This is a genomic window from Psychrobacillus sp. FSL H8-0510 (genome assembly GCF_038008345.1).
Classification (GTDB): Bacteria; Bacillota; Bacilli; order Bacillales_A; family Planococcaceae; genus Psychrobacillus; species Psychrobacillus psychrotolerans.
Genome location: NZ_JBBOYZ010000002.1, coordinates 19,746 through 35,277 on the forward strand (window position 1 = coordinate 19,746; position 15,532 = coordinate 35,277).

The window sequence follows — 15,532 nt, forward strand, 5'->3', positions numbered from 1 at the left end:
GAGGAACAATATTGGAATTAGAAAATGCTAAAAACACATTTGTTTTGCAAAGTACTGATGAAAACTTCAAAGAATCTTTAATTGAGTTTTTATCCAATCACTGTACTAAAAATGAAGTTCATACTGCTTACTTTGAAATGGACCATGAAGGTAGTCAAAAGGTAATGGCGATAGTGACCGATTGACTCATGAAGCGAAGGGCGGCGACAGTAAATGAGTTAACCATTCACTATACAGAATCCAAAAAAGGAGTGACGTAATATGGCTAAAAAAGAACCCTTAGTTGTTGGTCAAAAAGTTTGGTTAGAAACTACAAATAGACATGGGTGCGATGTTCGCTACGAAAATGAACCGTGTGAAATGGTAGTATTGGAAGCAAATAAAACAAGTGTTTATATTTGGCACAATGATAAATCCAAAGTGCGTTATAAAGTTAATCAAAAAACGCATCAAGTTAAATACTCAATACCAGATGGACGCTCCTATCGCTTATGGTTATCCAAAGAAGAATATGAGTTAAACGTAGCCTATGAAAAGGAAATGAAAGAATTGTTAGTACTGGCTCGTGGGAAGATTGATAGCATGTCTTTAGATGATTTGCGGTCATTTGTAACTGCATAGTGAGACTAAAAGTAAACACAGATTCATAATTGCTCAAATAAAAAAGTGGAGGTTTTTAATATGGAATACGGAATAACACCAAATATCAGTGGATTAAAATGTGACAACTCAGCATGTGATTACAAGGACAAATCGATCAAATTGGAACAATATGAAAGTTATATCAATGCACCATGTCCCGCATGTGGTTCTTCTTTATTAACGCAAGCGGATTATGACCAAGTACAAAGTATTATTGCCATGATGGAAGATGTGAATTCTAAGGTCACTTCAGGAGAATTTCCAGTTAGTCCGAACGGAGAAAAAGCAAGTGTCAGCTTTGAATTTAATGGCACTGGCACTGTAGAAGCAAAAATTGAGAAACTCTCGTAAATTAAAGAAATAGCTATTCATTAAGACGTCATTGTTGGCGTCTTTTCTTATGCCATCGGACATTCCTGCATACAATGGCATGTAATCAATAAACAGGAGCAGAAACCTGTATTTTCAAAGTTTAAGAAATATGTGTTCTTGGTGCAGAGAAGAGTTTTACAAAAGGAGAGGTGCAGTATGGCAAGTAAACCAAAGGAAAAGGCATATATCTTACACCACAGAGGAAGAACAGATAGCGGTGGATGTATGGTTCTAGGGCGGTACAAGGTGGGTGCACGCAATGAGAAAGAAGCAGTTGCCCTAGTTAAAGTAGTTGTCGGGAAACACGCGAAAATACGTGTCTATTACGAAGACAAAAATAGCTTTATGTCACATGGGATAGTTGTAAAAAGGTAGGAAGCAAGAAAAAGGGAGAGAAATACATGGTAAAAAGTAATGAATCGAATTTGCAGACTTGTAAAACCTGCAGGTGGGTAGGGTGTGTGCATTATGGCTGGGAACGTCCAAGTTGTATCCACTTTATACCTACAGACACTACCAATTTGGAAATTCAATCAAAAGGGGGAAATGAAAAATGATGTATCAGCTAGTAGATAAGGAAACGAAAAGAATCGTCACCGAAGAAGGAGTCGCTTTAGCACCGAATGGAGAAGTTTATTCGAATGGAGAAAACGTTACAAATCGATTTTATGTCAAAAGATTCTCTGGTGAGACAGACACAAAAGGCACACCTATTTATCAAGGAGATATTTTATGTATAAAGCAATTAACTTTTGAGAGTTCTGCTCCGTTACCAGAAAATCTAAACGTGGAATTTTACGGGGGCATGTTCCAATTGTTTCGAGGCAATGAGTGTCTTATGGGTTTGAATCTTTCATATATAGAGGATGGAGAAGTAATCGGGGATATTTATAGAAATCCCAATCTTATCCTTTGGAGAGCATCCCGTGGTGACACTATTAAGTTGGTGAAAGATGTTTCTTACGGAACTGCTTACGGAATGATAGAAATTCCGACCGGAACGGTACTGCAAGTTTACAAAAGTAACAACTTGTATGACGGTGTACTCACAGAAGAAGAAGTCACCCTTTCCAATAAAGTTGGAGAAAAGTCCTTTCAATACAATGTACCCAACGGGGCTTATATCATATTGGCTCGTTTAGCTGACAAAAAGGAGGAAGTAAAATGATAAAATTAGTGGAACGTACAGGACTTCCGGTTGAGAGTTTTATCATTGGGGAAAAAGCTGTAATCGCTAATCCTAGCTTATTAATCCAAAGTGAAAATCAAGAGAATGATACTTTTACGGTTGTGGCTACACAGTTATCCCTGATGGATTGGAAAGCAGCTATAAATGATCGCACAGGGAGAGGTTACGTAATGAGTAATGGAGATTATGCTCGTAAACAGGAGGAAACATCCACAAGGGAAGAAAATATTAGGCTATGCATAGCGTTAGAGTTGGATAGATATGGAGAGCGTATGGTTAATTATGATGTATTAACTGATGGAGAAATCGTTAAGCAACTTAGATATTTAAAGGAGGTATAAAGGCATTGGAAAGAACTTTAGCGTATTTGAAAGACTTAAGGGAAGATATTAAACACGTGATCGAGAGTGAAGAATCTAGCATTCAAGTGGATAGCAATGATCTACGGCATGTGAACGAAGCGATAGAAGACATTGCAGTCCTGCAGAAGCAGATAGAGTATCGAGAAGATCAAGAAATACTATACAAGATATCCGTGAGTAAAGAAGCGAAAAAAGTAAAACACTTGTTTCCACTTGAGAACACGGCTGGATATGGTCAGTTGTGCGATATGCTCCTTGCGTATGAACAAACACTAGCAGAAATCGAACGTGTTTTAAAGGTTTACGGAAGAGCGAATGGAGATATCCACTATATTGAGTGTGTGGAAAGAGTGAAGAATCGTCATCTTGTTGAAACGGAAAACTAATGCAAACAAGGGAGAATTAATGATGAATGAAATAGAAAAACTGCAACAACTGATGGAAGCCGGGTGGAACATTCATATTGAGTGTAAAGGAAAAGGTCGTAGTTATGAAATGTCTTTTGAAGCTACTGCCACCAAGGTATTTGTAGAGATGCAAGACTTGGAGAAAAGTCCCTATGCTTATTTGGATAGATTCCAACCTATTCATGCAGTTGGTAATACGATGGCGGAATTATTACTCCGACTTGAAAGAAAAATGAAAGTATAATAAAGAAGCGGATTGCCCTGTAATATAGGCAATTCGCTTCTTTCTGTTTGGAAGTAAACCAAAGTTTATGTATTCTTCTTGTTTGTGTCTTGAAAAAGTGATGATATGCCAACAGGAAGCGTATGATGCGATAGGACAAATACAAAAAGGAGCAGTAAGCTGCATAAGATCTGGAGAAGAAGTAGAAAGGAGAATGGGCAATGCATATGAAGTATTTTCAAGCAATCGCCGACATTGAAAATCATTACAAGGAGATATTGCGAGCGATGCAAGATGAAAGGTATGGCCACGGTTTATTGGAGACCTGGGGAATAAAACCCGAGGAAGAAGAACTCATATTAGAAGAGTTGGAAGTACTTCGCTATTTAATAGCTTGCCAGTTAGGGATTTCTTCCAAGAAAACCACCGTGAAGCCAAGCTTGGAAGTGGTCAATCGATTATTTAATAGACATTTAACTTTTTTGGAGGATGTGCACAATTGTCATGCGTATAATGTGAGTAAATATCCTTCTTCGTTGGTTAGAAAAGAATATAAAGCATGTCGGCACTACTTGTTCAAGTTTTCGCTTCCAGCTTGGTATCGAGTTCTACCAGAGAGTATTCCAAATTATGAAGAGAAGTATGGTAGGTCATTAAGTATAAAAGAGGATATTCCTATCCCCTTTACGAAAAATCAAAAGACAGTTAAATAGAAAGGAAGAAAGATATGAAATCATTCAGAACTAGAAAATGGTTAAGAATTCACAAAGAACGAAGAATTATCTTAACGCATGAAGATGCGATGAGAATTACTGCAAAATCTATGAAGAAGATAATCTTGCTATCTACTAAATCTAGCAAGTGTATCACAGTTATCAACCAAGACATCCATTTATTATCAGGTGCAGGAAAGCCAGGACAGGTTTGGAAAAATATTTGGAAAGACCTAGATACAAAGGATGAGAACAAAACTGAAGGAATTGCAGATGCTGAATAGTAATTTAGTGTACCTCTATTTGTTGATAGCTTTCGTATTGTCGAACGTTCCTTTGGTTAATTCATTTATAAAAGGAAATGCTAGGCTATCGAAAGTGATTCACGCCATCGGAATGAGCGTAGCAATTGCAAACACGATGATTCACGAAACCTGTCATGCATGTATGGCGATAGTCACCGGAGGTCGTATTAGAGGTGTTTCTATATCTGCAGATTCGTCTGGACTTGCAGAGACGACATCTAGCTCGAGGATTGCTAGGATACTAGTTTCTTATGCAGGCTATACAGGTTCCTCCTTGGTTGCTGTAGGATTGTTCTATCTGCTCCATCTCGGAAAATACGAATGGATCATCTACTTTTTTGTTTTGTTATCAACTATTAATTGGTTGTTCTGGGTTAGAAATCTCTTTGGATTTATTTGGTTGACGGCTTTTATCGGTATGATGATTTTCTTCTTGTACAAACACTTTGAAGTATTATTGTTGCATATCAGTATTCTTTTAACTTGTATGGTGCTCGTGCAATCAATTGTCAGTGCATTAGTCATTTTAAAATATAGTGTAACGGATAGGAGAAATGCTGGAGATGCGACGAACCTAGCGAAGTCAACATTTGTTCCGGCTATATTCTGGGGGGCCTTGTTTTTTGTACAATCGATCCTAGCTACTATTTATATTACGGTCGAATATTTATTGTAGATGTTGAAAAACACTCACGAACCAACAGGCGTCCAAAGGGCGTCTGTTTTGATGTTTGGAAGCGAACTAGATTGTTTGCTTCTTTGACGGCTCTGTTCTTATGAATTAATCTCCTGCTGCATAGAATGATATGCACTTACAAAAAGGAGCAGCTAGCCTGCTAATAAAAAGGGAGATGGAGTATATGGGCAAGAATGGATACGGAGGAACTGAGGTATATGTGACAAAACTAGATGATGGGACAACATTTGAGGTTGTTAATGGGTTTTGGAAAGCGACGTTATGTAAGAAAAATGGTTTTCCTAGGTTGATAATGGAAGGCGGAACTATTCAGACTGTAGAAGAGGACTATATAGCAAATATTGTTTCCGAATGTCCGATTCCAATTGAGGCAATCGTTTATCCTTCGGTTGCAGCAGTGCTTCAATTTTCTTATTCGCAAAAGCCATTAGAAAAGGTATTGCACATGTTGAGTCATGAACTAATTGATGAAAATAAAAGGAGAAAGGTGTTAGAAATACTAGGACAAGGCAAGAAAGACATGGAGCGATTGATAGAGATAATCTCCGGACTTCCAGATGAAGAAGGACGTTAATAATATGCAAAATAAGAAGTAAGTTGACGCCCTTGAGGTGTCTTTTTTTATGAGTTCTATTATACCTGCATACAATATACGGAACACATTAAAAAGGAGCAGCTCGTCTGCATAATAAGGAGGAATTGTGAATGAAAGAGATCACATTAGCGTTGACTGAAAGACAGGAAAATTTTTTGAAGGAGTTTGCGAAAAAGCAGTATGACGGAGCAAAGGATAATGTATTTACGGAAACGCCAATTCATACGGTACAGTCGAAGGTAGAACGGTACATCCCCTATCACGAGGATTTAATGGACTATTTCGGGGGAGAAAAGATTAAGTACTCTGCTTGCGATTCGTATGAGATCTGGTTTGAGAGCTTAGAAGATCTAATAATGGACTTCTTTGAAGATGAACCGCCTATTCCATATGTTTCATATGAGGCTGTAGAGCATGGGACCATGATTGATGTGATGGGCCAGGAACAGGAGATATGTTCAGAGAAAGACTATCTGGCTGCTTATGGAATTACCATGACTGGCAAGACGTGGATTATCGATGAGTGGAAAGATGTTGCCTGGTTCTTCATTAGAGATGAGGCTAAACGTTATATAGAGTACCAACGACACAACTTGCATGCTCCTCGAGTATATACGCATAGCTTAGGCTACAGTAACAGAGGAGATCTGCCAGAGTTTCGCGAGATGCTCCTAACAATTGGACAGAGTCTGAATAAGGAAGAACAAGCAACTGCTTAACCTTGAAATGTATAGGCGTCTTAAGGACGTCTATCTTTCTTAATAAGAATAAGGTTGTATTTATAAAAGTTGTTTACATTAGGAAACTAATTGAATCGGAGGAATGGGAAAGTGGAAAAATATCAATTGATAAAAAGGATAAGAGAATTAACACAATCAAATCACATGTTTGATGACGTAAATGCAATAAATCGAGCGGAATACACTATCCTCATGCAGACCTTCGGAATCTCGTGGACCGAGCTTAAGAAACCATCGAATACTTTATATTATGAGATGGTGCTAACGGAAAACGATTTGAGAAAACAGCTTGAAGGCATGTTAAAAATGAGTAGACGTGCAAAAGAAAAAGGTTTACGCTCACACGAACGTGACATTGAATTTATGGTGAAAGGGTTCCTAAAGGGAGTAAGATTTTTCAACCTAGCGTTAAGTAATGAATTTTCGCTCATTGCTAATAAAAGCTATAAGTGAATATGAATGGAACGAAAAGATATGAATTGAGAATATTAAAAAGGGGATGAACGAATGTTTCATTGGATTGATCTTAATATAGTATTGATAGTAATGGGATTGTTATTAGGTTTGGGCTCTTACTATGCAGTTAGTAAAGATATTATTAGTTCGAAAAGATATTATACCTATATGGCTATAGAGCTCTTAGTAATCGTAACTTGTATAAAACCAATTGTTTAAAAGAAAAAACTAAACTGGAGGAATGTTTTATGTATTCCATTTTCAAATTAGAAGTATTGGAAAATTTTTGTATGACTCGTAAGACAAGATTAGGAACTTTCTTAATGGATTATGCAAAAGGAGATACCATTACAACCACTCTTTCAATAAGAAAGTATGACGATCTTATTGAAGAAGGGAAAGTGAAGGCAATATGAAGTATATGGGAAGTCATATAAATAAACAGAAAAAAAAGGAGCAAAAGAAAATGGAGAAACCACTTGTATTAAAACATAAGGAATTAGGGAGCTTAAAACAGATATCTGACTCTCTCTGGAGAGAAATGAATAAGGAAATAAAGCGAAACGGACATAGTGAATTAACGCTAAATATGGAAGGTGCTGTACATGGCATCTCAGAAATCATGAAGTTAAACAATATCAGTGAGTAAGGATATGGACGTTGGAACAAGTGACTCAATAGAATCAAAACAATAAGGAGGAGAATAGGTTTGAATCAATTAATTGAGTGTCCCGATTGTAAGGGAAATGGTGGAGATTTAAAGGAGTGCTTTTCATGAAGCGACTACAAGGAGCAGAATATCATGCGAAAAAAGATGAACTGATCCCGATTGCTTATAGCAAAACGAAAGCAGGTAATATTTGTCTCTATTATAAGGGAGGATTCACGCATTATCTTAACGATCATGAAAAATCGACCTTTCAACCCAATGGTCTAAAGGAACGATAGGAAATTGACTGTTAAAGATGATGATTCACCTTATGGGGTTATGGGTGCTGTTAGTCGTAATGAAGGTATTAAGAAAGGGAAAGACTTCTTAAAAATAATGAAAGAGCGTGAGTAAGATTAGGTTTACAGAAATGAAAGTTTAAAAAATAGAAACGATTAGACGTCCTTCGAGGCGTCTTTTCTTATGGTTCCAAAAGTACTTGCATAGAATAGCGTGTATTAAATAAACAGGAGCAGTTCACCTGCGGATAAGGAGAGGAAAAGATGAAGAAATATAAAGTAATCGCATTAGAAAATCTAGAAGCCGAAAATAACTCTTGGACGAAAGGTTTGGACTACGAGGTAACGGAAACTGCAACGAAGTTTCAAATAACTTCAAACGAAGCTCAAGTTGCTTATGTAATCATGTTAAAGGAAGCTATTTTAATAAATTTCAAAGAGGCATAATCCTCTTCGGAATCTGGGCTTATAATTGGCCATTATTTTTATGTTTGGTACTTACTGATAAATTAAAGGAGTCGTGCAGATGAACTTAAGGCAAAAAGTGAAACTAGCAAAATGCCAACTGGTTGAATTAAATAGGACAAGGGGCGGAAGTTCCACCTGGGACATTATTCAAAGGTATGAGAAAAAGTTCAAGTTAGAAAAGATAATCGATTATAAAAGAAAACCAAGTCGAATTTATCATTGGAATGAAAAGTATACGATCGATTTATCGAACCTAACCTACATCAGTATCCATGTAGACTTTTTGAAAATCGCTACCTTGAAAAGTCATAATGGGAAACCGTTAAAACTAAGTGAAATTAACAACTTCTTGAATAAGACATTCAAAACAGCGGTGTACGAATATGCAACGGGTGTATCTAAAATAAAATATGACGACACCAAAAAAAGGAAACACATTGATTATTGCCTGTTCATATCGAACTGCAGAACCAAGTCCAAAAAGAAACATATTGAAAAAGTCTATTACCAATTTGAAGGCGATGACGTGCTATATGCTTACGAAACTGATAAGGCCAAGTTCAAAGAGTAAATTACAAGACGTCCTTCGAGGCGTCTTTTATTATGGTTAGGAAGTGAACTGCATAGAATAGGACGAGATAGATAAATAGGAGCAGTTCTGCTGCAAATTGAAAGGAGAGGTTGCAAATGGGCCAGCATGTATCAGTAGTGTATTACCAGAAAAACGAGAAGAATCCAGATGTGTTTTATGTCTTGGATGTTACCAAAGAGAAATTACAAAAAGCATTTGCGGAGCATGATGTGCATGAAATTAAGTGCATCACCGTCGAGTTGGAACATCTAACTATAAAAGATGCTAAAACGTTATTTCTAGACGCTGACATCAAGCATTATTTGTATTCATGGGGAATCGATTTCACAGCTTCTTAAAACGAAGTAAGCTGGCATACCCGTTTATTATTGGTATTAAGTTAAATGAAAAGGAGAAAACATATGCCAAATAGAGGTTTTTACAAAAAATTAGCAAAAGCAAAAAGAATGCCTAAAACGATATTTGTATCTTTCTATTTCTCCAAAGGGGAAGGAAAGCCTTGGTCATTCGGAAACAATACAAGTTTCACTACAACAAATGATGGTATTTCTAATGAAGAATTGAGGAAGATAGAAAAACAGATAAAAGAGGAACTTGGTGCAAATTGTGTCATTGTCTTAAACTATCAAATTATGTAGCTGTTGCTATAAAGAAAGGAATGGCTTAATGAATAGACCATTACCGAGAAGGTTGATTCTATCACTTGGAGAAATAAAGAAAATAGGGATATTCGAGGACTTCTGCAGTTCTGAACAATTCGAAGTGGACGGTATAATATCAAGGGTTTCAGAGGAAGCGATATTTGCATTTGATTCTAATTTGTTACCTATTGATTATGTATATGAAGTGCCAAAAGGATATATTATCCAGAGGGATACTGTTTAATTAAATGAAATTAATATTCTGGAAGAACAGAACCTGTATTTCTAGGATATTTCCTTTCTTATAGTTGGAAAGCTAACTGCATATAATAGAGCGTAGTAATTAAACTGGTGCAGTATGACTGCATATAAGGAGGATACTCGGTACAAATTGTAGTTATGAGGGATAGATGTTATTAATCTAGGAACGAAAAACTAAAAAGGAATGGAGATTGATTTAAATGAGACCAATGCCGAGCATGGAAAAATTAACTCAATTAAGCAAATTAAATAGCGGAGACAAAGTGAAACTGCATGACGGTAGTATTGCTGAATTTGTAAGACTCAAACAAAAGAATTTTATTGGTTTAATTGAAGGTACTTCTTATAACATATCTGTAGAATCGTTTGTTGAAGTATTAGAGAAAATAGATATTGAGGCAAAAAATAGAGAACTCCAAGAAGAATTTATGAAACTCGTTAAAGACGATTATTTTTATATAAGTCTTAAAGGAGAGGCTATATTATATCAATTTGACACGATTAAAAATGGAAAAATAATTGGAATAAACCCAGTAACTAAGAGTTTAACAAGAATAGCACCCTCTCTTTTCGGAGGTAAAATTTCTATTTAGCATAATTTAGACGTCCTCGGGGCGTCTATTCTTATGATTTGAAAGCAAATTAGAGAGTGGAAAGCCTAATAGATAGGAGTGGGAATAAAATGAATGGCAAACTAATACATATTCTACAAGCAGATATTATCTTTAAAGCTTTACACTATGTAGCTAAAAAGGAAAATATAGAGATACCTGAAGAACTAGAAAGAACGTTCGAAGTGCTAGCAGAGCAGAATCCAAATGAAACATATGCAGAACATACATTAGAAGTTATGGAGTATCTAAACGATTTTATCATAAGTAATGAACAGTACAGTGAATACTTTAAGGTTGAGGAAGAAGAGCAGTAAATGAAATAGGACCAATTGTTTTAATTTATAGGTCGAACTTTAGACGTCTTTCGAGGCGTCTTTCTTATATATTGGAAGAAACTGCATAGAATAGGGTGTGTTAATTAAAAAGGTGCTGGAACGCTGCAAATAATGAAGGAGGGAAGCGAATGATACAGGCAACAATCACCAGTAATAAAACTGGAAGAGTAATAATGAAATCCTATTCAGCTAAACAATTACTAGATGACTATTGTGGTGAAAGTGATTTAATGGTCGCTATGACAGAATGTGATTGTGAGCCTACAGGAATGCTAAGTTTTGTGGAATGCAACTGTTATGAGGAATGGGAAGAATGGACATTAGTGTTAAAAGAACAGTCAGAAAACGTTCAAATAGACTGAAAAGGAAGGACTGATAGTTTTGGAAAGAAGAAAATACTATGTAGTCGAATTAGAGTTTTTCAAAGGTAATTTTAGACATAAAGCAATTTTTCATTCTGAGGGCACACGCTATGGGAAAGAGTATGGAAAGTTATTCTCCAGTGGGTATGAAAGCCCGAGGACAGTGGATATAGAAGAACTCCATTATTTCCAGGTCATTAGTGAAATCCATGATATGAACATCTAACCCAAACCAATGAGAATTGTGAAACGGTGAGAAAAAATAGAATTGGAAAAGGAGTGCGATATATGGGGTATTTAGTATGTCAAAAGAGTAAATGTCAACAGACTTATCCAATAAAAGATTTTAGTAAGGATTCAAGAGATGTGGCTTGTGAAAAATGTGGTGGGGTTCTTATCGATAAAGATGGGCGTGCTAACATGTCGCAAAATGCCACTGTCATACCAGTGATTACTGCAGAAGAGTTAGAGGTTCAAAGGTTGGAAAAAATAAAGAGAAAACACAAAGAATTAGCAGCTTTGGAAAGAGAGATTCAGGTATTAGAAGATGATGAAGAAAATTGAAAGGCGTCCTTTTGGACGTCTTTTCTTATGATTAATTGTTCTCTGCATAGAATAGTATGTACTCATAAACAGGAGCAGTCTTGCTGCATTTAAGGAGAATCGGAGGAAAGTATATGAAATTACAAATAAAAGTCGATGAAAACTGGATTAATTTTAAAAGTGTACATATAAAAAAATTCAACAATCTGGAAACTGATTTTATATTCTTAGTAGACCACAAAATAAGAGCCACAGGTCAATTGAGATTTGATTATTCTGATATATACATGGATAACGTAGAAGCAATTGAAAAACGTAAAGGATATGGAGAAATGCTTGTTAAATACTTAAAGCATCAAAAGCAAGTAGAACGTATAACTGGACAAAGTACCGCGGAAGCTTATGGTTTTTGGGAAAAGATGAAGGCTGTTTTCAATCACCGCACGTTCAAAGATGAAGGCGTTTATAGTTTCCATATACCATGTAACTAAAAGCTATCATTACAGTGTACATTAAAAGATTGGATTTAAAATGTAAAATACGGAAGGGGTAAGTTACGAATGAATCTATATTGTGAAAAAGACAGAGAAACCGGAGAATACCAGCATTTCTATTCAAATAAGATTGCTGTTTCTATGTGTGGGGCAAAGAAATGTGACATTGTAGAGGTTATAGTTATTGAATCTACGGAAGAGGATTGTACTCATTGGGCATATAAGGATTTGTCAATTGAAGAAGATGAAAAAGAGGAAAAATATCAGTTCCTTTACCAAATGAAGAAAATCGTCGAGATGTGTTCACCTGATGGATTTAAATCAAACATCCAAGCAGGTGAAGGAGCAATTGTGCCAGTTGTTATTAAAGAGGTATCATCCTAACAAACTATTTAACAGAAGCACATCCATAGTCAAAGGGTGTGTTTTTTTTGCAGAATTATTTGGTATGAACTTAACAAAAAAGTGTTTGTTCAGCGTTCTTCTGGGCTTGTCTTCTTATGGATTAGACCGAGGACGCATAGTATAGAATGTACAAAATAAAAAGGAGCAGTTCACCTGCAGAATGGGAGAGGTATACAAATGAATCCAGAGATCGGTCGTAATAGGGACTATTACTTTGAGAAGCAAGTCTTGGAATTAACTTCAGAAGGATATAGTACGAGGGAAGCTAAGCGAAAAGCCAAGCGTGACAACCAAAAGAAGTTGAAAAAGATGGAGCAAAGATTGAAGTCATAATGTATTTTTAAATATTGGTAACAGACCTAAGTACGTAGATATAGCGACGTACTAGACACAAAAAGCGTAATAAGAAAGGGAGAAAACTAATGTCAAAAAAGAATGAGATATTATCAAGTTGCTGTGCTTTTGGGAGCGATGGAACTGAGGATGTAATGGTTGAACAACATCAATGTCCTATCAAAAGTACGAATGGCTATAGAGAGCGAACAAAATATCTTTCCGTTCCAGAAGGTACTGAAAATCCTATTCTAAAAGAATGTTCATGTATTCGCTTTAGCGGTTCTTTTGGTGGTTTACAGTTACCAACTTGTCCTCATTATCAAGGGATCAAAAAAGTAAAACGAGATAATAGAACAAAGTATAAGGTGCTTTGTGGTGCTTTAGAATAGGACGCAGTTCGAAACATATTGCGACGTACTAGACTCATGTGCAGCAAAGGAGACGCGAAAATGGACTATACGGATAAAGAAGTGACACTTGTTTTACGTGGGGATGAAGTGGATCAGCTAGAGAAACTAATAGAAGAAACGGGATTTGATAATGAATCTCGACTATCGCTTTTATGCTATTTAAGAAATCAAATTGTTGAGAAATTATAAAACACTGGTAGATATTGCACGTAGTTAGTAGATAATGCGTCCCAATTGAATTATTCGTGTTAAGAAAGGGTGACAAACATTGAAGTTGTATAGTTGGATAGCAATTATAGGCTTTGTAATAGTTTTAATTGGTTGCCTTATAAATGTGAAGAGTTTAAGTCTAATCGGTTTAGTAACAGTAATGTTCTGTGTTCCTTTTAATATTAACGATAATTTAAAAAGATAATGAAAGTTAGTTTCAAAATATCTCTATTATCTATACGAAGTAGTAGACAAAAAAGTCAGGTAAAGGAGTAGTTAAAATGGAGAAAACTATTAGAGTGAAATTTAGAACAAAAGAAGGTTATCAAGAAGGAAATGTTGTCTTTGAAGATGGGGACCTAATCCATGTGGAAGGGGACGACGGAATTAGATGGAAAGCAGACTGGAATTCTGTCAAAATCCTTGATGGAAAAGTGAGATGCCAATACGATAAACCGTGGCAAGGACCTTGCATGGGTAAATTGGTGGAAGGAACTAATTTTTGTAAGGAGCATACTATTAAATGCTATCAGTGTAAGGAAAAACAGGCAACACATGGTTGCTCAGTTGCAGGTACGTTTACTTGTTCAATACCTTTATGTGGATCTGAAGAGTGTATAGGCACTCATTCGAAGCAACATTATTCCTAAACAGTTCGGCCTTATGTACTCGCTTTAGAATGGAGGGTGTGAAGCTAAAATGAATAGTCCAAATGAGATAGTTACTTTGTTTCACTGCACAACATCTAAGTGGTTAGTTAGCATATTAGCAAAAGGACTTTTGCTTTCTAATGCACGTTCTGAAATATATGGAGATAAGCCTATATTTTTATCTCTAACACCTCAACATTGTTTTGGAAATACATGTTTTAAGGTCTGTGTTCCAAAAGATTGGGTGAAACAGACCGAGAATCACTGGGAGTTTATTTGCAATAGAGACATTCCTCCAGAAAAAATCTCTTACTTTTCATATGAGGAAGATGAGTGAGAGAAAAAGGTCACAGTATGTACAAAGTGAGGTAGTTATATCAAAGACATGTCTTTCGTAGAATGTATTGAGTGTGGTTCTCAGATAAACACAACATCAAACCATTCTTCAGGAAAAGGAGATTTTATATATGAAATTTGAAAAACATCTAACGAGTTGTATTTACAAACTAAGCGGATTTCATCATTCATTCGTGGAGATAGATATTTCTAAAGGATTAATTTACCTGGATGAAGGAGGACCTAATCCAATACCAGTTCGACTAAGTGATGTGAGTAAAGTACAAGTGACTGGATTAGGCGAATTAAAGATCACCCAAGTAGGTTATGAATGGGTGAAATGGTAGAGTCCTTATGCTAGGCGTCCTTCCGGGCGTCTTTTATTATTGTTCGGAAGGTAACGACACAAACCGGAAAAGTTGAGCGAAAGATAGAAAAATAAGCAAATAGGACAAATTGATGAAAGGGTAGGGAAAATGAAAAAAATTATATTGCGAGGTAGAGAGAAAAAAGCTATTGCAAATAGTATGCCAAAATCTTTGGAGTATAACGTGTGGTACAACTTAGTAACCCCTTTTGATTGGCAATATTTTAAGTTCAAGAAGGGCTCTCGTTATGTTAGTGTGTATGATTTTATAAACGACAAGAATCCTCAATTTACTGTTACCAAGAAAAGGTTTTTAAATGAAATACTTCTATGGGCCAAGTCTCCACCAAAACCAATAGAGTATGATGAATAATACATTAGACGTCCTTCGGGGACGTCTTTTCTTATTGTTCCGAAAGCAACTGCATAGAATAGAAAGTACTAAGTAAAAAGGGGCAGATTAACTGCTGAATGATAAAGGAGAATGAAAATGGAACTAAAAGAAGCAAAAGAGATCCTTCGAGCTGGATTTGCATGGGCTAATTGGACAAAAGAGCAGAAAGAAGCAATAGAACTAGCCTATGAAGCAATGGAAAAAGTAGAAATGTTAACTGAAGCAAAAGGAAAACTAGAAAAATTGGAGCAATTGCCGTATGTTCGCATTGTCATTTTCTTAGAACAACGAGGGTACAACTACACAGTGGCAGAAGTTTTAACTGGTTATCAGCATTCTAAAAGTGGTATTTATGTCAGTCATACGATGAAAGACTGCCTGAAGAATTTAGAGCCGGAAATAAAAAACTACTTTCAGCCTAAGCTGAACTCACTGTAATGCAATAGAGAAGTAGAAAAGGAGAAT

General features: G+C 36.1%; 38 protein-coding genes. All 38 read left to right on the forward strand.

The window, feature by feature from the left end; genetic code table 11:
- The first annotated feature begins 11 nt into the window (after positions 1–11).
- Positions 12–185 (forward strand): hypothetical protein, encoded by a 174-nt coding sequence (locus MHI40_RS19505; RefSeq protein WP_340764699.1) that lies wholly within the window; start codon positions 12–14, stop codon positions 183–185.
- Positions 186–261: 76 nt separating this feature from the next.
- Positions 262–621 carry a beta barrel domain-containing protein gene (locus MHI40_RS19510; protein WP_340764701.1) on the forward strand — a complete coding sequence of 120 codons (360 nt, stop codon included), beginning with the start codon at positions 262–264 and terminating at the stop codon, positions 619–621.
- Between the two features lie 60 nt (positions 622–681).
- Positions 682–993, forward strand: coding sequence for a hypothetical protein (locus tag MHI40_RS19515; protein ID WP_340764703.1), 312 nt, complete (start codon positions 682–684; stop codon positions 991–993).
- A 177-nt stretch (positions 994–1,170) separates the two neighbouring features.
- Entirely contained in the window at positions 1,171–1,389 is a 219-nt protein-coding gene (locus MHI40_RS19520) for a hypothetical protein (RefSeq protein ID WP_340764705.1), read from the forward strand.
- A gap of 178 nt (positions 1,390–1,567) precedes the next feature.
- Positions 1,568–2,182: a YopX family protein gene (locus MHI40_RS19525; protein WP_340764707.1), complete on the forward strand. Its 615-nt coding sequence runs from the start codon at positions 1,568–1,570 to the stop codon at positions 2,180–2,182.
- A complete protein-coding gene (locus MHI40_RS19530) occupies positions 2,179–2,544 on the forward strand; it encodes a hypothetical protein (protein ID WP_340764709.1) in 366 nt (121 codons plus the stop codon). Before MHI40_RS19525 ends, MHI40_RS19530 begins: the two co-directional genes overlap by 4 nt.
- Before the next feature lie 5 nt (positions 2,545–2,549).
- On the forward strand, positions 2,550–2,951 hold the full coding sequence (locus MHI40_RS19535) for a hypothetical protein (RefSeq protein ID WP_340764711.1): 402 nt from the start codon (positions 2,550–2,552) through the stop codon (positions 2,949–2,951).
- 19 nt (positions 2,952–2,970) lie between these two features.
- A complete protein-coding gene (locus tag MHI40_RS19540; RefSeq protein ID WP_340764713.1) occupies positions 2,971–3,216 on the forward strand; it encodes a hypothetical protein in 246 nt (81 codons plus the stop codon).
- Between the two features lie 200 nt (positions 3,217–3,416).
- The gene (locus MHI40_RS19545) at positions 3,417–3,908 is read left to right on the forward strand and encodes a hypothetical protein (RefSeq protein WP_340764715.1); all 492 of its coding nucleotides are present in this window, start codon (positions 3,417–3,419) and stop codon (positions 3,906–3,908) included.
- Between the two features lie 14 nt (positions 3,909–3,922).
- Positions 3,923–4,192, forward strand: a complete 270-nt coding sequence (locus MHI40_RS19550; RefSeq protein WP_340764716.1) for a hypothetical protein — start codon at positions 3,923–3,925, stop codon at positions 4,190–4,192.
- Positions 4,155–4,889 (forward strand): M50 family metallopeptidase, encoded by a 735-nt coding sequence (locus MHI40_RS19555; RefSeq protein WP_340764717.1) that lies wholly within the window; start codon positions 4,155–4,157, stop codon positions 4,887–4,889. Before MHI40_RS19550 ends, MHI40_RS19555 begins: the two co-directional genes overlap by 38 nt.
- Before the next feature lie 184 nt (positions 4,890–5,073).
- Entirely contained in the window at positions 5,074–5,484 is a 411-nt protein-coding gene (locus MHI40_RS19560; protein ID WP_340764720.1) for a hypothetical protein, read from the forward strand.
- Between the two features lie 131 nt (positions 5,485–5,615).
- Positions 5,616–6,224: a hypothetical protein gene (locus tag MHI40_RS19565; protein ID WP_340764722.1), complete on the forward strand. Its 609-nt coding sequence runs from the start codon at positions 5,616–5,618 to the stop codon at positions 6,222–6,224.
- Between the two features lie 111 nt (positions 6,225–6,335).
- On the forward strand, positions 6,336–6,698 hold the full coding sequence (locus MHI40_RS19570) for a hypothetical protein (RefSeq protein ID WP_340764724.1): 363 nt from the start codon (positions 6,336–6,338) through the stop codon (positions 6,696–6,698).
- A 54-nt stretch (positions 6,699–6,752) separates the two neighbouring features.
- Positions 6,753–6,920: a hypothetical protein gene (locus MHI40_RS19575; protein ID WP_340764726.1), complete on the forward strand. Its 168-nt coding sequence runs from the start codon at positions 6,753–6,755 to the stop codon at positions 6,918–6,920.
- 29 nt (positions 6,921–6,949) lie between these two features.
- Entirely contained in the window at positions 6,950–7,117 is a 168-nt protein-coding gene (locus tag MHI40_RS19580) for a hypothetical protein (protein ID WP_340764727.1), read from the forward strand.
- A 50-nt stretch (positions 7,118–7,167) separates the two neighbouring features.
- A complete protein-coding gene (locus MHI40_RS19585) occupies positions 7,168–7,350 on the forward strand; it encodes a hypothetical protein (RefSeq protein ID WP_340764730.1) in 183 nt (60 codons plus the stop codon).
- A 125-nt stretch (positions 7,351–7,475) separates the two neighbouring features.
- Positions 7,476–7,649, forward strand: coding sequence for a hypothetical protein (locus tag MHI40_RS19590; RefSeq protein ID WP_340764732.1), 174 nt, complete (start codon positions 7,476–7,478; stop codon positions 7,647–7,649).
- Positions 7,650–7,913: 264 nt separating this feature from the next.
- Entirely contained in the window at positions 7,914–8,096 is a 183-nt protein-coding gene (locus MHI40_RS19595) for a hypothetical protein (protein WP_340764735.1), read from the forward strand.
- A 79-nt stretch (positions 8,097–8,175) separates the two neighbouring features.
- On the forward strand, positions 8,176–8,688 hold the full coding sequence (locus MHI40_RS19600; protein ID WP_340764737.1) for a hypothetical protein: 513 nt from the start codon (positions 8,176–8,178) through the stop codon (positions 8,686–8,688).
- Positions 8,689–8,804: 116 nt separating this feature from the next.
- Positions 8,805–9,047, forward strand: a complete 243-nt coding sequence (locus MHI40_RS19605; RefSeq protein ID WP_340764739.1) for a hypothetical protein — start codon at positions 8,805–8,807, stop codon at positions 9,045–9,047.
- Positions 9,048–9,110: 63 nt separating this feature from the next.
- Positions 9,111–9,347, forward strand: coding sequence for a hypothetical protein (locus MHI40_RS19610; RefSeq protein ID WP_340764740.1), 237 nt, complete (start codon positions 9,111–9,113; stop codon positions 9,345–9,347).
- 28 nt (positions 9,348–9,375) lie between these two features.
- Positions 9,376–9,594, forward strand: coding sequence for a hypothetical protein (locus tag MHI40_RS19615; RefSeq protein WP_340764742.1), 219 nt, complete (start codon positions 9,376–9,378; stop codon positions 9,592–9,594).
- A gap of 235 nt (positions 9,595–9,829) precedes the next feature.
- Complete coding sequence (locus MHI40_RS19620; protein ID WP_340764744.1) at positions 9,830–10,204, forward strand: hypothetical protein; 375 nt, start codon at positions 9,830–9,832, stop codon at positions 10,202–10,204.
- 89 nt (positions 10,205–10,293) lie between these two features.
- Positions 10,294–10,539 carry a hypothetical protein gene (locus MHI40_RS19625; RefSeq protein WP_340764746.1) on the forward strand — a complete coding sequence of 82 codons (246 nt, stop codon included), beginning with the start codon at positions 10,294–10,296 and terminating at the stop codon, positions 10,537–10,539.
- 149 nt (positions 10,540–10,688) lie between these two features.
- A complete protein-coding gene (locus MHI40_RS19630) occupies positions 10,689–10,922 on the forward strand; it encodes an acetyltransferase (RefSeq protein WP_340764748.1) in 234 nt (77 codons plus the stop codon).
- Positions 10,923–10,941: 19 nt separating this feature from the next.
- Positions 10,942–11,148: a hypothetical protein gene (locus MHI40_RS19635; RefSeq protein ID WP_340764750.1), complete on the forward strand. Its 207-nt coding sequence runs from the start codon at positions 10,942–10,944 to the stop codon at positions 11,146–11,148.
- A gap of 62 nt (positions 11,149–11,210) precedes the next feature.
- Positions 11,211–11,486, forward strand: coding sequence for a hypothetical protein (locus MHI40_RS19640; RefSeq protein ID WP_340764752.1), 276 nt, complete (start codon positions 11,211–11,213; stop codon positions 11,484–11,486).
- A gap of 113 nt (positions 11,487–11,599) precedes the next feature.
- Complete coding sequence (locus tag MHI40_RS19645; RefSeq protein WP_340764754.1) at positions 11,600–11,956, forward strand: hypothetical protein; 357 nt, start codon at positions 11,600–11,602, stop codon at positions 11,954–11,956.
- Positions 11,957–12,025: 69 nt separating this feature from the next.
- A complete protein-coding gene (locus tag MHI40_RS19650) occupies positions 12,026–12,343 on the forward strand; it encodes a hypothetical protein (RefSeq protein WP_340764756.1) in 318 nt (105 codons plus the stop codon).
- Between the two features lie 198 nt (positions 12,344–12,541).
- On the forward strand, positions 12,542–12,697 hold the full coding sequence (locus tag MHI40_RS19655; protein WP_340764757.1) for a hypothetical protein: 156 nt from the start codon (positions 12,542–12,544) through the stop codon (positions 12,695–12,697).
- A gap of 89 nt (positions 12,698–12,786) precedes the next feature.
- Positions 12,787–13,089, forward strand: coding sequence for a hypothetical protein (locus MHI40_RS19660; RefSeq protein ID WP_340764759.1), 303 nt, complete (start codon positions 12,787–12,789; stop codon positions 13,087–13,089).
- 60 nt (positions 13,090–13,149) lie between these two features.
- Entirely contained in the window at positions 13,150–13,299 is a 150-nt protein-coding gene (locus MHI40_RS19665) for a hypothetical protein (protein ID WP_340764762.1), read from the forward strand.
- A 302-nt stretch (positions 13,300–13,601) separates the two neighbouring features.
- Positions 13,602–13,970, forward strand: coding sequence for a hypothetical protein (locus MHI40_RS19670; protein ID WP_340764764.1), 369 nt, complete (start codon positions 13,602–13,604; stop codon positions 13,968–13,970).
- Between the two features lie 49 nt (positions 13,971–14,019).
- The gene (locus MHI40_RS19675; RefSeq protein WP_340764766.1) at positions 14,020–14,307 is read left to right on the forward strand and encodes a hypothetical protein; all 288 of its coding nucleotides are present in this window, start codon (positions 14,020–14,022) and stop codon (positions 14,305–14,307) included.
- Positions 14,308–14,437: 130 nt separating this feature from the next.
- On the forward strand, positions 14,438–14,653 hold the full coding sequence (locus MHI40_RS19680; protein WP_340764767.1) for a hypothetical protein: 216 nt from the start codon (positions 14,438–14,440) through the stop codon (positions 14,651–14,653).
- Between the two features lie 129 nt (positions 14,654–14,782).
- Positions 14,783–15,046 (forward strand): hypothetical protein, encoded by a 264-nt coding sequence (locus tag MHI40_RS19685; RefSeq protein WP_340764769.1) that lies wholly within the window; start codon positions 14,783–14,785, stop codon positions 15,044–15,046.
- A gap of 117 nt (positions 15,047–15,163) precedes the next feature.
- Positions 15,164–15,505 (forward strand): hypothetical protein, encoded by a 342-nt coding sequence (locus MHI40_RS19690; protein ID WP_340764772.1) that lies wholly within the window; start codon positions 15,164–15,166, stop codon positions 15,503–15,505.
- The last annotated feature ends 27 nt before the right edge of the window (positions 15,506–15,532 follow it).

Coding starts and splice junctions, on each gene's coding strand:
- MHI40_RS19510 (WP_340764701.1), top strand. CDS start 262: ATGGCTAAAAAAGAACCCTTAGTTGTTGGTCAAAAAGTTTGGTTAGAA.
- MHI40_RS19515 (WP_340764703.1), top strand. CDS start 682: ATGGAATACGGAATAACACCAAATATCAGTGGATTAAAATGTGACAAC.
- MHI40_RS19520 (WP_340764705.1), top strand. CDS start 1,171: ATGGCAAGTAAACCAAAGGAAAAGGCATATATCTTACACCACAGAGGA.
- MHI40_RS19525 (WP_340764707.1), top strand. CDS start 1,568: ATGATGTATCAGCTAGTAGATAAGGAAACGAAAAGAATCGTCACCGAA.
- MHI40_RS19530 (WP_340764709.1), top strand. CDS start 2,179: ATGATAAAATTAGTGGAACGTACAGGACTTCCGGTTGAGAGTTTTATC.
- MHI40_RS19540 (WP_340764713.1), top strand. CDS start 2,971: ATGATGAATGAAATAGAAAAACTGCAACAACTGATGGAAGCCGGGTGG.
- MHI40_RS19545 (WP_340764715.1), top strand. CDS start 3,417: ATGCATATGAAGTATTTTCAAGCAATCGCCGACATTGAAAATCATTAC.
- MHI40_RS19550 (WP_340764716.1), top strand. CDS start 3,923: ATGAAATCATTCAGAACTAGAAAATGGTTAAGAATTCACAAAGAACGA.
- MHI40_RS19555 (WP_340764717.1), top strand. CDS start 4,155: ATGAGAACAAAACTGAAGGAATTGCAGATGCTGAATAGTAATTTAGTG.
- MHI40_RS19560 (WP_340764720.1), top strand. CDS start 5,074: ATGGGCAAGAATGGATACGGAGGAACTGAGGTATATGTGACAAAACTA.
- MHI40_RS19565 (WP_340764722.1), top strand. CDS start 5,616: ATGAAAGAGATCACATTAGCGTTGACTGAAAGACAGGAAAATTTTTTG.
- MHI40_RS19575 (WP_340764726.1), top strand. CDS start 6,753: ATGTTTCATTGGATTGATCTTAATATAGTATTGATAGTAATGGGATTG.
- MHI40_RS19580 (WP_340764727.1), top strand. CDS start 6,950: ATGTATTCCATTTTCAAATTAGAAGTATTGGAAAATTTTTGTATGACT.
- MHI40_RS19585 (WP_340764730.1), top strand. CDS start 7,168: ATGGAGAAACCACTTGTATTAAAACATAAGGAATTAGGGAGCTTAAAA.
- MHI40_RS19590 (WP_340764732.1), top strand. CDS start 7,476: ATGAAGCGACTACAAGGAGCAGAATATCATGCGAAAAAAGATGAACTG.
- MHI40_RS19595 (WP_340764735.1), top strand. CDS start 7,914: ATGAAGAAATATAAAGTAATCGCATTAGAAAATCTAGAAGCCGAAAAT.
- MHI40_RS19600 (WP_340764737.1), top strand. CDS start 8,176: ATGAACTTAAGGCAAAAAGTGAAACTAGCAAAATGCCAACTGGTTGAA.
- MHI40_RS19605 (WP_340764739.1), top strand. CDS start 8,805: ATGGGCCAGCATGTATCAGTAGTGTATTACCAGAAAAACGAGAAGAAT.
- MHI40_RS19610 (WP_340764740.1), top strand. CDS start 9,111: ATGCCAAATAGAGGTTTTTACAAAAAATTAGCAAAAGCAAAAAGAATG.
- MHI40_RS19615 (WP_340764742.1), top strand. CDS start 9,376: ATGAATAGACCATTACCGAGAAGGTTGATTCTATCACTTGGAGAAATA.
- MHI40_RS19620 (WP_340764744.1), top strand. CDS start 9,830: ATGGAAAAATTAACTCAATTAAGCAAATTAAATAGCGGAGACAAAGTG.
- MHI40_RS19625 (WP_340764746.1), top strand. CDS start 10,294: ATGAATGGCAAACTAATACATATTCTACAAGCAGATATTATCTTTAAA.
- MHI40_RS19630 (WP_340764748.1), top strand. CDS start 10,689: ATGATACAGGCAACAATCACCAGTAATAAAACTGGAAGAGTAATAATG.
- MHI40_RS19640 (WP_340764752.1), top strand. CDS start 11,211: ATGGGGTATTTAGTATGTCAAAAGAGTAAATGTCAACAGACTTATCCA.
- MHI40_RS19645 (WP_340764754.1), top strand. CDS start 11,600: ATGAAATTACAAATAAAAGTCGATGAAAACTGGATTAATTTTAAAAGT.
- MHI40_RS19650 (WP_340764756.1), top strand. CDS start 12,026: ATGAATCTATATTGTGAAAAAGACAGAGAAACCGGAGAATACCAGCAT.
- MHI40_RS19655 (WP_340764757.1), top strand. CDS start 12,542: ATGAATCCAGAGATCGGTCGTAATAGGGACTATTACTTTGAGAAGCAA.
- MHI40_RS19660 (WP_340764759.1), top strand. CDS start 12,787: ATGTCAAAAAAGAATGAGATATTATCAAGTTGCTGTGCTTTTGGGAGC.
- MHI40_RS19665 (WP_340764762.1), top strand. CDS start 13,150: ATGGACTATACGGATAAAGAAGTGACACTTGTTTTACGTGGGGATGAA.
- MHI40_RS19670 (WP_340764764.1), top strand. CDS start 13,602: ATGGAGAAAACTATTAGAGTGAAATTTAGAACAAAAGAAGGTTATCAA.
- MHI40_RS19675 (WP_340764766.1), top strand. CDS start 14,020: ATGAATAGTCCAAATGAGATAGTTACTTTGTTTCACTGCACAACATCT.
- MHI40_RS19680 (WP_340764767.1), top strand. CDS start 14,438: ATGAAATTTGAAAAACATCTAACGAGTTGTATTTACAAACTAAGCGGA.
- MHI40_RS19685 (WP_340764769.1), top strand. CDS start 14,783: ATGAAAAAAATTATATTGCGAGGTAGAGAGAAAAAAGCTATTGCAAAT.
- MHI40_RS19690 (WP_340764772.1), top strand. CDS start 15,164: ATGGAACTAAAAGAAGCAAAAGAGATCCTTCGAGCTGGATTTGCATGG.